Genomic DNA, 12,606 nt, shown 5'->3' on the forward strand with positions numbered 1-12,606 from the left:
TTCGACGGATGGTGCGCTGTCGCGCAAACTCTCGGACAAGACGCTTGCTTGACCTAGGCCAAAAGATAGCATGGTCCGAGCCCTACCATCGGAGCAGCCATGGAACATGACGTCGCCCTCGCGATCACCGGCCGATCGGCCGCCGACATCGCGGCGAGCGTCCGCGCCCTCATCGAGCGCGGCGAGCTGCTCCCCGGCGACCCCCTGCCGCCCGTGCGCAACCTCGCCGACGACCTCGGCGTGAATCGCAACACCGCGGTCGCGGCCTACCGGCAGCTCACGCTCGCGGGCATGGTCGTCACCCGAGGGCGCGGGGGCACGCGCGTCGCCGACCGGTCCGTGGTCGCCCAGGAGGGGTTCGCGGCCGACAATGTGCTCCGCGATGTCGCGACCGGCAATCCCGACCCCGACCTCATCCCCGACCCGTCCCGCGCGCTCGCCGGCATGGCCGGTAGGCCCGTGCTCTACGGCGAACCGGTCATCGACCCCGGCCTGGAGCGATGGGCCGGCGAGTGGATGCGCGCCGACCTCGCCCCGTCGGACCTCCGGCTGACGATCACGAGCGGCGCGGCCGACGCCGTCGAGCGGCTCCTCGCGCAGGCGCTGGTCCGCGACGACGCCGTGGCGCTCGAGGACCCCTGCTTCCTGACGAGCATCCACACCGTGCGCGTCGGCGGGTACCGTCCCGTGCCGGTCCCGGTCGACGACGAGGGCATGACGGTGGCGGGACTGCGGTCGGCGCTGGAGCAGGGCGTGCGCGCCGTCGTCTGCACGCCGCGCGCGCAGAACCCCACGGGTGCGAGCCTCTCGGAGCGCCGCGCCGCGGATCTCCGCGAGGTCCTCCGAGCCCACCCGTACGTGCTCGTCATCGAGGACGACCACTTCTCGATGCTCTCGCGCCGGCCGTTCCGCTCGCTGATCGGCCCCGACCACAAGCGGTGGGCGCTGGTGCGGTCGGTATCGAAGTTCCTGGGCCCCGACATGTGCCTGGCCGTCACGGCGTCCGATCCCGAGACCGCCGAGCGCCTCGCGATGCGGCTGACCCCGGGAACGACCTGGGTGAGCCACCTGCTCCAGCGCCTCACGCTCGCGCTGGTCACCGACCCCGAGGCGATGGCGGCCGTCGCCGCGGCCGGCCTGCACTACGCCGAGCGCAACGACGCCTTCGCCGAGCGGCTCACGGCGCTCGGCCTGCCCACGACCGCCGGTGACGGGCTGAACCTCTGGGTCCCGCTGCCCGTGCCGGCGCGCGCCGTCTCCGAGCAGCTCATGCGACGCGGATGGCTCGCACGCGCCGGGGACGAGTTCGTCCTCGCCGGCGCGGCGCCGTCGCGGCGCCTCCGGCTCACCGTGCACGACCTCGCCGACGCCGACGCCGATCGCCTCGCCGCCGACATCGCCGCCGCCGTCCGCGCGGCGGGCGGACGGCTCATCCCGGCCGGGATGGAATGATCGAGGGGTGAAGGTCCTCTCGATCCAGTCCGCCGTCGCCTACGGCCACGTCGGCAACTCCGCGGCCGTGTTCCCGCTCCAGCGCATCGGCGTCGAGGTCATGCCGGTCTACACGGTCAACTTCTCGAACCACACCGGCTACGGCGCGTGGCGCGGGCCGCTCATCGACCCCGACGACGTGCGCGAGGTCATCACCGGCATCGAGGAGCGCGGCGCGTTCCCGAAGATCGACGTGATCCTCTCCGGCTACCAGGGCTCCGAGGGCATCGCCGACGTCATCCTCGACGCGGTCGCGCGCATCAAGGCCGCGAACCCCGAGGCGATCTACTCGTGCGACCCCGTCATGGGCAATGCGAAGAGCGGATGCTTCGTGGCGCCGGCGATCCCGGTGCTGCTGCGCGACCGCGTGGTGCCGGCCGCCGACCTCATCACGCCGAACCAGTTCGAGCTCGGGTACCTCACCGGCACCGAGCCCGGCTCGCTCGAGTCGACGCTCGAGTCGGTCGACCTGGCTCGCGCGTCGGGCCCGCGCACCGTGCTGGTGACGAGCGTCGAGCGGCCCGACCGCGAGGAGGGCACGATCGAGATGCTCGCGGTCGACGACCGCGGCGCCTGGATCGTGCAGACGCCGCTGCTGCCGATGAAGGCGAACGGCTCCGGGGATGTCACGGCCGCACTGTTCACGGCGCACTACCGTCGCACGGGCGATGCGGCCGACGCGCTCGCACGCACGGCGTCGAGCGTGTTCGACCTGCTCTCGAACACCCACGAGTCGGGTGAGCGCGAGCTGCAGCTCGTCGAGTCGCAGGAATCGTACGCGCACCCGCGGATGCAGTTCGAGGTGCGGCAGGTCCGCTGACCCAGCCGGGCGGGTCAGGAAGCCGGCCAGGCCTCCGCGATCTCCTGGCGCACCTCGCCGAGCAGGCGCGGGATCGCCTTCGTGCCCGCGACGATCGGGAAGAAGTTCGCGTCGAGGGCCCATCGCGGCACGATGTGCTGGTGCAGGTGCTCGGCGATGCCCGCGCCCGCGATCCGGCCCTGGTTCATGCCGAGGTTGAACCCGTCGCAGCGCGACACCTGCTTGAGCGTGCGCATCGCGATCTGCGTCAGCTCCCCGATCTCGGCGACCTCGTCGGCGCTCGCCTGGTCGTACGTGGCGATGTGGCGGTACGGGCACACGAGCAGGTGACCGCTGTTGTACGGGAAGAGGTTCAGCAGCACGAACGCGTGCTCACCGCGGGCGACGATGAGCGACTGCTCGTCGGAGAGCTTCGGCGCCCGGCAGAACGGGCACGTGTGCTCGTCGGGCTGCTCGCCCTGCTGGATGTAGACGAGCCGGTGGGGGGTCCAGAGCCGCTGGAACGCGTCGGGCACCCCGGCCAGCTCGCTCGAGACATCCGTCGGGATGCCGTCGAACTCGCCATGCTCGTAGGAGGTCATACGAACAGGCCGTCCCTCGTGGTCACCTGGCGGCGGTCGGCGATCGCCTCGAGGATGCGGCGCTCCGCCTCGGCGATCGGCACGCCGTTCTCCTGGCTGCCGTCGCGGAAGCGGAAGCTCACGGTCTCGGCCGTGCGGTCGTTCTCGCCGGCGATGAGCTGAATCGGCACCTTCTGGGTCGTGTGGGTGCGGATCTTCTTCTGCATGCGGTCGTCGCTCGTGTCGAGTTCGGTGCGCACGCCTGCGCCCTGCAGCTGGGTCAGGATGGCGCCGAGGTAGGGCGCGTACTCGTCGGCGACCGGGATGCCCACGACCTGCACCGGCGAGAGCCACACGGGGAAGGCGCCGGCGTAGTGCTCGGTCAGCACGCCGAAGAACCGCTCGATGGAGCCGAACTTCGCCGAGTGGATCATGACGGGCTGCTGGTGGGTGCCGTCGGCCGCGGTGTACTGGAGGCCGAAGCCCTCGGGCTGGTTGAAGTCGTACTGGATGGTCGACATCTGCCAGGTGCGGCCGATCGCGTCGCGCGCCTGCACCGAGATCTTCGGGCCGTAGAACGCGGCCCCGCCCGGATCGGGCACGAGCTCGAGGCCCGAGCGCTCGGCGACCTCGCGCAGCACGTTCGTCGCGACCTCCCACTGCTCGTCGGAGCCCTTGAACTTGTCGGAGTGCTCGTCGCGCGTCGAGAGCTCGAGGTAGAAGTCGTCGAGGCCGAAGTCGCGCAGCAGCCCGAGCACGAAGTTCAGGAGGTGCTCGATCTCGGCGGGCGCCTGCTCGGGCGTGACGTAGCTGTGCGAGTCGTCCTGGGTGAGCCCGCGCACGCGGGTCAGGCCCTGCACGACGCCCGACTTCTCGTAGCGGTACACGGTGCCGAATTCGAAGAACCGCAGGGGCAGGTCGCGGTACGACCGGCCGCGCGAGCGGTAGATGAGGTTCTGCATCGGGCAGTTCATCGCCTTGAGGTAGTACTCGCTGTTCTCGAGCTCCATCGGCGGGAACATGGTGTCCTTGTAGTACGGCAGGTGGCCCGACAGCTCGAAGACGTGCGCCTTCGTGATGTGCGGGGTCGAGACGTACTGGAACCCCTCCTCGATGTGGCGCCGGCGGACGTAGTCCTCCATCTCCCGCTTGATCACGCCGCCCTTGGGGTGGAACACGGGCAGGCCCGAGCCGATCTCGTCGGGGAAGCTGAACAGGTCGAGCTCGACGCCGAGCTTGCGGTGGTCGCGTCGCGCGGCCTCCTCGAGGCGGTGCTGGTACGCGCGCAGCTCGTCCTTGGTGGGCCACGCGGTGCCGTAGATCCGCTGCAGCTGCGGGTTCTTCTCGGACCCGCGCCAGTAGGCGGCGGCGACGCGCATGAGCGCCCAGCCGTTGCCGATCATGCGGGTGTTCGGCAGGTGCGGCCCCCGGCAGAGATCCTTCCAGGCGACCTCGCCGGTCTTCGGGTCGACGTTGTCGTAGATCGTCAGCTCGCCGCCGCCCACCTCGACGCTCTCATTGTCGTCGCCGGAGGCCGCGGCACCCTTCAGCCCGATGAGCTCGAGCTTGTACGGCTCCCCCGCCAGCTCGGCGCGCGCCTCGTCGTCGGTCACGGCGCGACGCACGAAGCGCTGGCCGGCCCGGATGATGCGCGCCATCTCCTTGTCGAGCGCCTTCAAGTCCTCCGGGGTGAACGGCTCGGCCACGTCGAAGTCGTAGTAGAAGCCGTCAGTGACGGGCGGGCCGATGCCGAGCTTGGCCTCGGGGTTCACGTTCTGCACGGCCTGCGCGAGCACGTGCGCCGTCGAGTGCCGCAGGATGGCGAGGCCGTCGGGCGAGTCGATCGTCACGGGCTCGACGACGTCGGCGTCGGTCACCGTCGTCGCGAGGTCCTTCAGCTCGCCGTTGACGCGCATCGCGACAACGGTCCGGTCGGTGAAGAGCTCGAAGCCGTCGGCCAAGTGGATCCACTCCCTGAGGGTTGAGACGAAACCCTTCAACTGTAGTCGGGCCGAGGACCCGCGGGCGGGCCTGCGCGTCACCCGTCGGCGCTGATGCGGAACCGATCCTCGAAGCGGCCGACGGCCGCGACGAATCGAACGTCGAGCGCGGACGGCGTGACCCGCACTATCAGGTTCCCCCAGGACGGATCCGCGTTCGCGCCGGACCACGAGGCGAAGTACGCCGCGTCGGGGTCATCCGGATGGACGTCGCGCAGCGTCGTCCCGCCGGTGCCGACGGTCACGAACACCGTCCCGTCGCCCCGGGCGAGTGCGGCCCCGTCGTCGGCGACGCACGCCGGCGTGATCGCGTCGGGCGCGATCGACTCGCACGCGCCGGAGAACCGGAGCTGGTCGGTGCGCTGGTAGAGGTGCTCGTGTCCGGTCAGCACGAGGTCGACGCCGCCAGAGACGAGCAGGTCGACGAGGTCGGCGCCGGGATCGCACGCGTAGTTCCCGGCCGACAGGCACGGCTTGTGCATGCCGACGACCACCCACGGGATCCCCGCGTCGCGCGCGCCGTCGATCGCCGCACGCGTCCAGTCGTAGCGTTCCGTGCCGGCCGCGTACGACCAGGCGCCCTCCGCACCGCGGAACGTGATGCCCGGCGAGATCACCACGAACCGCACGAGCGGCGCCTCCGCGGGCAGGTCGACGAGGTACTGCCGCGGATAGTCTCCTTCGAGTCCGGGGAGCCGGTTCGGCAGACAGTCGGCGAAGGCCTCGATCGCGCCGTTCCGCCCGTCGGACTCGTGGTTGCCCGCCACGAGCTGAACAGGGATGTCGGGGCCGACGTGCTCCTCGACGAACGCGCACCAGTCGCCCTCCTCGCCGGTCGTCCCGTACGAGAGATCGCCGAGTGCGAAGTGCACCGCGGGATCGAGTTCGCGCACCTGGTCGAGCGTCGCGGCGGCGTGCTCGCTCGATCCGATGTCGCCCTCCGCCGTGAACGTCAGCGCCGACGGCGTCGCGCCGGGCGTGCCGCCGATCCCCGCGCGGTCGGGCGTGCCCGACGGCGTGCATCCGGCCAGCGCGAGGAACCCCGCGAGCACGAGGACGGACGCGCCGATCGATGGTCGCCGTCGCATCCGCACCCCCATGGGCACTCTACGCGCGAGAGCGGAAACGACGAACGCCCCGGCGGACCGGGGCGTTCTCATGTGGTGGGCGATACTGGGATCGAACCAGTGACCTCTTCCGTGTCAGGGAAGCGCGCTACCGCTGCGCCAATCGCCCGGGTTGAGTGAGCTGCGAGGGGCTCGTCTCGAGGTGGATACGGGATTCGAACCCGTGTATACGGCTTTGCAGGCCGCTGCCTCGCCTCTCGGCCAATCCACCGTTGCTTTGGGTTCACCACCAACGAACAAACCGGCTTGCGCCGGCTTGATCAGAGCGGATGACGAGACTCGAACTCGCGACCCTCACCTTGGCAAGGTGATGCGCTACCAACTGCGCCACATCCGCGTTGTCGCTGTTTCGGCGACGTAGAGACTCTAACGGATGACGTGAACGAATGACAAACCGAGCGGGTCGTGTGGCACGTTCGGCCCGGTCAGGCGCGCAATCCGTGCATGCGTCCCGGGCGTGTCGCCGTGCTCGACGAGACCGCACGGCTGCGCTCACGGAGTGATCGGGCATGCGGCCCCCGCGCGTCGACGCCGACGCGCCCGGCCCGCCGGCCGATGTGCGTCGAGGCCGCCGCGTGGGCTAGTATCGACTTCGCGGCACGGCCCCGGTCGGTCCGCGAGACACCTCGGGCGATTGGCGCAGCTGGTAGCGCGCTTCCTTCACACGGAAGAGGTCGTCGGTTCGAGCCCGGCATCGCCCACCACCACGAAGCCCCCGGTCCATGGCCGGGGGCTTCGGCCGTCTCCGAGACTCAGCCGGCCGATCTCCACCCGTACCGGGCGGTGAGCGCGTCGACGACGCGCGCATACCGCTCGCGGTCGAGCGACGCCGCTTCGCGGCGCACACCGTCGGCGTGCACGCGGAACAGCCGGTCCAGGCGGGCCCAGCTCGGCCGGCCCTGCGGGTCCCCACGCGCCGGCCCCGAGGGCGATCGCGTCGCGGTCGTGGTCGTGCGGCGTGCTGGTCAGCTGCACGGCGAGGAACTCCCCCGGCGCGCCGGCCGCGACCACGACGACCGGGCGGTCCTTGCCGCGGCCGTCGCGCTCCTCGTACGGCACCCAGGTCCACACGACCTCGCCCGGGTCGGGCTCGCCGTCGCGCTCGGGCGTGTACGAGAACCGCACGCGCCGGACGGCGCCGGGGTCGAGTTCGACCGTGGCGGACGGGCCCGTGCGCCCCGGCCAGGCCTGCCCGTCCTCCGAGCGGGGCGGCTCCGCGACATCCGATCGCCCCTGGCCCCGCCCCGGGCCGGTCAGCGAGCGGAGCACACGCCCGAGGGCGGTGAGGAAGCGGCTGGTGTCTGGCACACCCGCACACTACCCTCACCGCCCTCGCGGTGATCGCAGCGATCAGACGGTCTCGAGCTTGTAGCCCTCCTCGCCGTGCACGACCGTGTCGATGCCGGCGACCTCGTCCTCGTTCTTCACGCGGAAGCCGATGGTCTTCTGGATGGCGAAGCCGATGACGTACGCGAGGACGAACGAGTAGATCATGACCGCGAAGGCCGCGATCGCCTGCACCATGAGCTGGGTCGGGTCGCCGCTGTAGATGAGGCCGGTGCCGTTGGCGAAGAAGCCGAGGTACAGCGTGCCGATGAGGCCGCCGACGAGGTGGATGCCCACGACGTCGAGCGAGTCGTCGAAGCCGAGCTTGAACTTCAGCTCGATGGCGAGCGCGCAGACCGCGCCGGCGATGACGCCGAGCACGATCGCCCAGATGGGGGTGACCGACGCGCAGGCGGGGGTGATCGCGACGAGGCCCGCGACGGCGCCCGAGGCGGCGCCGACCGAGGTGGGCTTGCCGTCCTTGATCTTCTCGACGACGAGCCAGGCGAGCAGCGCGGCGGCGGGCGCGGCGATCGTGTTCACGAACGCGACCGCGGCGGTGCCGTCGGCGGCGAGCTCCGAGCCCGCGTTGAAGCCGAACCAGCCGAACCAGAGCAGGCCCGCACCGAGGAGCACGAAGGGCGGGTTGTGGGGCACGTGCGCGCCCTTCGAGAAGCCGACGCGCTTGCCGAGGACGAGGGCGAGGGCGAGGGCCGCCGCACCGGCGTTGATGTGCACCGCGGTGCCGCCCGCGAAGTCGATCGCGCCGACGCCGAAGGCCTCCTGCATGCCGTAGGTGATCCAGCCGCCGTAGGCGAAGCTGCCGTCGTCGGCGAGGCCGAAGTTGAACACCCAGCTCGCGACCGGGAAGTAGACGACCGTCGCCCAGATGGCGGCGAAGATCATCCACGCCCCGAACTTCGCGCGGTCGGCGATGGCGCCGGAGACCAGTGCGACCGTGATGATCGCGAACGTGGCCTGGAACGCCACGAACGCGAGCGGCGGGTACGCGGCGCCCTCGGGGACCTCGAGGAGGCTCGTCAGGCCGATGGCGGACCAGTCGATCGTCCACGGGGCCACGAGGCCCTCGGAGCCGGGGAACGCGATCGCGTAGCCGTAGACGACCCACAGGACGCCGATCAGGCCCATCGCGCCGAAGCTGAGCATCATCATGCTGATCACGCTCTTGGCCTTCACGAGGCCGCCGTAGAAGAACGCGAGTCCGGGGGTCATCAGCAGGACGAGGGCTGCCGCGATCAGCAGGAACGCGGTGTTGCCTTGATCCATGTCGAACCTCTCTCAAGAATCTGGGGGGCAGGTGCTGAACAGTTTCTTGAGAGGACGTTTCCGAACGCGGCGTCGGATGTTTCGGGGTCGTTACGGCCCGCGCCGGGGCGTAAACAGCATGTTTCGGGGAACGGAGGATCGCCTGTGACGTCGCGCGGATCGGGCCGCCGGCGGCGGCCCGAGATCAGTCGTGCGGCGGCAGCTCGCCCGTCGTGAGGGCGATCATGCGCGACATCGAGCGCAGGTACTTCTTGCGGTAGCCGCCCGAGAGCATGTCGCCGCCGAACACCTCGTCGAGCGGCACGCCGCTCGCGACGATGGGCACCTCGGCGTCGTACACGCGGTCGATGAACGCGACGAGCCGGAGCGCGGCGTTCTGGTCGGTCAGCTCGTGCACGCCCGTGAGGGCGATGATCTCGAGGCGGGCGATGAGCTTGATGAACTTCGACGGGTGCACGGTCGCGAGATGCGCGATCAGCGCGTCGAACGTGTCGAGCGAGACCCGGTGACCGCGGCCGGCGAGGGCGGATGCCGCGTGCTCGACGGCCGCGTCGTCGGGCAGCGCCTCGGCATGCCCCTCGGTGTCGCGGCGGCGGTAGTCGAGGCCGTCGATGCGGAGGGTCTCGAAGTTCGACGCCAACCCGTGGATCTCGCGGAGGAAGTCGGCGGCCGCGAACCGGCCCTCGCCGAGCGCGTTCGGGGGCGTGTTCGAGGTGGCCGCCACGCGCGTGCCGCTCGCCATCAGCTCGCCGAGGAACCGCGTCATGAGCATCGTGTCGCCCGGGTCGTCGAGCTCGAACTCGTCGATGCAGATCAGCCGGGCCCCGCGCAGCAGCTCGACCGCGGGCGCGTAGCCGAGCGCGCCGACGAGCGCCGTGTACTCGATGAAGGTGCCGAAGTACTTCGGCCCGTGCGCGACGTGCCAGAGCGCCGCGAGCAGGTGCGTCTTGCCGACGCCGAATCCGCCGTCGAGGTAGACGCCCGGCAGCTCGATGCGCGCCGGGCGCTTGCGCGAGAAGAACCCGCCCGGGCGCTGCGCCGCACGCCAGGCGCCCGCGAACTCGTTCAGCCGGTCGAGCGCGGCCTGCTGCGACGGAAAGTCGGGGTCGGGTCGGTACGACTCGAACGAGGCGTGCTCGAACTGCGGCGGCGGCACCAGCTCCGAGGCGATCTCGGCGCCCGTGATCGAGGGGTTCCGGTCGACGAGGCGCTCGAGGGCGGATGTCGCTGCAGTGGTCATCGGCGAGGGGCTCCCGTGTTGCGCGTGGTGACGGGCCCGGTGACGCCGACCGGCGCGCCGCGTAGATTCGAGGTGGACAGGTGACCAGCCTAGTCCGCCACCCCGCCCGCCTCGTCCGACCCCGGACGCCCCCAGGAGGTTCCCATGCCCGTCGAGTCCGACCCCGCCGCGAAGCTGGCCGAGTACGCCCACCCCGAGCGGCTCGTCACGACCGAGTGGCTCGCCGAACGCCTCGGACGACCGGGTCTCGTGGTCGTCGAGTCCGACGAGGACGTGCTGCTCTACGAGACCGGCCACATCCCCGGGGCCGTGAAGGTCGACTGGCACACCGAGCTGAACGACCCGGTCGTGCGCGACTACCTCGACGGCGAGGGATTCGCCGCGCTCGTCGGCTCGAAGGGCATCGCCCGCGACTCGACCGTCGTCATCTACGGTGATCGCAACAACTGGTGGGCCGCCTACGCGCTCTGGGTCTTCACGCTCTTCGGGCACCCCGACGTGCGGCTCCTCGATGGCGGCCGCGACAAGTGGATCGCCGAGGGCCGGGCGCTCACGACGGAGCCGCCGAGCGTCACGCCGGTCGAGTACCCGGTCGTCGAGCGCGACGACACGACCGTCCGCGCGTTCAAGGAGGACGTGCTCGCCCACCTCGGCAAGCCGCTCATCGACGTGCGCTCGCCCGAGGAGTACACCGGCGAGCGCACCCACATGCCGGCCTACCCCGAAGAGGGCGCGCTGCGCGGCGGGCACATCCCGACCGCGGCATCCGTGCCGTGGGCCTGCGCCGCCGCCGAGGACGGCACGTTCAAGCGCCGCGCCGAGCTCGAGGCGATCTACCGCGACGAGGTCGGCCTGCGCGACGGCGACGAGGTGATCGCCTACTGCCGCATCGGCGAGCGTTCGAGCCACACCTGGTTCGTGCTCACCCACCTGCTCGGCTTCGAGCACGTGCGCAACTACGACGGCTCGTGGACCGAATGGGGCAGCGCGGTGCGCGTGCCGATCGCCGTCGGGCCGGAGCGCGGCGAGGTGCCCGGCCGCTGAGCCGGCGCGCGGCCGCTCGGTGGGAGAATGGATCCGATGGATGCCACGACCCTGCCCGCCGCGCTCGCCGAGACGCGCGAGGACTTCCTCGCGCTCGGCCTGAAGGACCGCCTGACGCTGCTGCTCGACTTCTCGAACGAGCTGCCCGAGCTGCCCGAGCGCTACCGCGACCACCCCGACCTGCTCGAGCGCGTCGAGGAATGCCAGTCGCCGGTGTTCATCTTCGTCGAGCTGGATGACGCGGGGCTCGTGCACATGCACGCGACCGCGCCGGCCGAGGCACCGACGACGCGTGGCTTCGCCTCGATCCTCGCGCAGGGGCTCGAGGGGCTCACGCCCGACGAGGTCATGGCGATCCCCGCCGACTATCCGCAGTCGCTCGGGCTCAACGAGGCGGTCTCACCCCTGCGCGTGCGCGGGATGTCGGGCATGCTGGCCCGCGCGAAGCGCCAGCTCGCGGAGCGCCTCGCGGGCTGATCCGGCGGCCGTTCAGCGCGCCGCGAGCCAGTCGCGGATCAGTCTCGTCCACCGCTCGGGGTCGAAGTTCCACAGCCGCGTGTGCCGCGCCTCGTCGAACACCTCGAACTGCACGAGGTCGGGGCGCACCGTCGCGAGGCGTCGCGAGCCGTCGATCGGAACGAAGCCGTCGTCCTCGCTGTGCATGAGCAGGATGGGGACGTCGAGCTCGTCAGCCCGCGCGACGGCGTCGAGCGCCTCGAGGTCGATCGGCGCCGCGAGCCCGGTGAGGGTGCCCGCGACGGGAGCGCTCAGCACGCGCGCCACGGCGCCGCCGAGCTCGTCGGGCCAGCCGAGCGCCCGGCCCTGGAATCGCAGGATGTCGGGCCAGTCGACCGCGGGCGACTCGAGGATCACGCCCACGAGGTGCTCGCGCACCTCGGCCGAGCGGAACACGGTCTGCAGCACGATCGAACCGCCCATCGACCATCCCATGAGCACGATCCGCCGGGCGCCGTGGGCCACCGCGAACCGGACGGCCGCGACGACGTCCTCCCACTCGGTGCCGCCGAGGCCGTAGCGGCGGTCCTCGCTCTCGGGCGCCTCGCCGTCGTTGCGGTAGGAGACGAGCAGGCTCGACCATCCCGCCTCGTGGGCGGGAGCGATCGCGCGCAGCGCCTCGTGCCGCTTGGCGCCACGGCCGTGGACTTGGACGACCCAGTCCGCCGAGTCGGCGCCGGACGCGTCGGCGGCCGGGACGAACCACGCCGGCGCCGGTCCGAGCGGCGTCTCGACGACGACGTTGCGGTACGGCTCGGCCACCTCCCACGGACCGAGGTGGTACCAGCCGCTCAGACGCCCGCGGGTCGCGCGGTCGAGCCGGCCGAAGTCGACGGACTCGATGCGCCGCCGCACGCGGTGGCCGTCGTCGTCGATGACCTCGCCGAGTCGCGCGTGACCGGAGTCGTGCTCGAACCAGAGCGCGTAGCGACCGCCCACCCTGGTCTCGGGGTTGGAGGTCAGGAGCACCTCCCGGGCGGCGAGGTCGACGTGGTCGATGCGGAGGTCGTCCTCGCGCTGGGGCTCCGGGATCACCACGCGTCGCGCGAAGACGACCGCGGTCGCCGCGGTGGCGGCCGCGAACGCGACGCCCACGAGCGCCACGCCGCCCAGCACTGCGGCGACCGGTCCGACGGTGCGTTCCAGCCGTGCCATGCTGCCTCCTCGAACCATCCGACCGCCTCGCCGCGAGGTC

General features: G+C 71.3%; 10 protein-coding genes and 4 tRNA genes. 5 read left to right on the forward strand and 9 right to left on the reverse strand.

Features of this window, described 5'->3' with window-relative positions; all coding sequences use genetic code 11:
• Positions 1-99 precede the first annotated feature (99 nt).
• Entirely contained in the window at positions 100-1,452 is a 1,353-nt protein-coding gene (locus JOD46_RS12055) for an aminotransferase class I/II-fold pyridoxal phosphate-dependent enzyme (RefSeq protein WP_204394743.1), read from the forward strand.
• A gap of 7 nt (positions 1,453-1,459) precedes the next feature.
• Positions 1,460-2,311, forward strand: a complete 852-nt coding sequence (pdxY, locus tag JOD46_RS12060) for a pyridoxal kinase PdxY (protein WP_204394746.1) — start codon at positions 1,460-1,462, stop codon at positions 2,309-2,311.
• Between the two features lie 14 nt (positions 2,312-2,325).
• Here pdxY and JOD46_RS12065 read toward each other — a convergent pair whose 3' ends face one another.
• From JOD46_RS12065 to JOD46_RS12090, 6 genes are all read right to left on the reverse strand, one after another.
• A complete protein-coding gene (locus JOD46_RS12065) occupies positions 2,326-2,892 on the reverse strand; it encodes an HIT family protein (protein WP_204394747.1) in 567 nt (188 codons plus the stop codon).
• Positions 2,889-4,787: a threonine--tRNA ligase gene (gene thrS, locus JOD46_RS12070; protein WP_239563875.1), complete on the reverse strand. Its 1,899-nt coding sequence runs from the start codon at positions 4,785-4,787 to the stop codon at positions 2,889-2,891. The genes JOD46_RS12065 and thrS overlap by 4 nt, the downstream gene beginning before the upstream one ends.
• Before the next feature lie 122 nt (positions 4,788-4,909).
• Positions 4,910-5,959, reverse strand: coding sequence for a metallophosphoesterase (locus JOD46_RS12075; RefSeq protein WP_204394750.1), 1,050 nt, complete (start codon positions 5,957-5,959; stop codon positions 4,910-4,912).
• Positions 5,960-6,032: 73 nt separating this feature from the next.
• Positions 6,033-6,107 (reverse strand) — tRNA-Val (locus JOD46_RS12080).
• A gap of 31 nt (positions 6,108-6,138) precedes the next feature.
• Positions 6,139-6,209: transfer RNA gene (locus JOD46_RS12085), tRNA-Cys, on the reverse strand.
• 53 nt (positions 6,210-6,262) lie between these two features.
• Positions 6,263-6,335: transfer RNA gene (locus tag JOD46_RS12090), tRNA-Gly, on the reverse strand.
• 291 nt (positions 6,336-6,626) lie between these two features.
• Here JOD46_RS12090 and JOD46_RS12095 point away from each other — a divergent pair.
• Positions 6,627-6,702, forward strand: a tRNA-Val gene (locus JOD46_RS12095).
• 646 nt (positions 6,703-7,348) lie between these two features.
• Here the strand turns inward: JOD46_RS12095 and JOD46_RS12100 are convergent.
• On the reverse strand, positions 7,349-8,611 hold the full coding sequence (locus tag JOD46_RS12100) for an ammonium transporter (protein WP_204394752.1): 1,263 nt from the start codon (positions 8,609-8,611) through the stop codon (positions 7,349-7,351).
• 184 nt (positions 8,612-8,795) lie between these two features.
• Positions 8,796-9,851, reverse strand: a complete 1,056-nt coding sequence (gene zapE, locus JOD46_RS12105; protein WP_204394761.1) for a cell division protein ZapE — start codon at positions 9,849-9,851, stop codon at positions 8,796-8,798.
• 144 nt (positions 9,852-9,995) lie between these two features.
• Between zapE and JOD46_RS12110 the strand changes: the two genes are divergently transcribed.
• On the forward strand, positions 9,996-10,895 hold the full coding sequence (locus tag JOD46_RS12110) for a sulfurtransferase (RefSeq protein WP_204394763.1): 900 nt from the start codon (positions 9,996-9,998) through the stop codon (positions 10,893-10,895).
• A 36-nt stretch (positions 10,896-10,931) separates the two neighbouring features.
• Positions 10,932-11,372 carry a SufE family protein gene (locus tag JOD46_RS12115; protein WP_204394765.1) on the forward strand — a complete coding sequence of 147 codons (441 nt, stop codon included), beginning with the start codon at positions 10,932-10,934 and terminating at the stop codon, positions 11,370-11,372.
• 12 nt (positions 11,373-11,384) lie between these two features.
• Here JOD46_RS12115 and JOD46_RS12120 read toward each other — a convergent pair whose 3' ends face one another.
• Complete coding sequence (locus JOD46_RS12120) at positions 11,385-12,566, reverse strand: alpha/beta hydrolase family protein (RefSeq protein WP_204394767.1); 1,182 nt, start codon at positions 12,564-12,566, stop codon at positions 11,385-11,387.
• Positions 12,567-12,606: the final 40 nt, after the last annotated feature.

Source organism: Agromyces aurantiacus, from assembly GCF_016907355.1.
Taxonomy (GTDB): domain Bacteria; phylum Actinomycetota; class Actinomycetes; order Actinomycetales; family Microbacteriaceae; genus Agromyces; species Agromyces aurantiacus.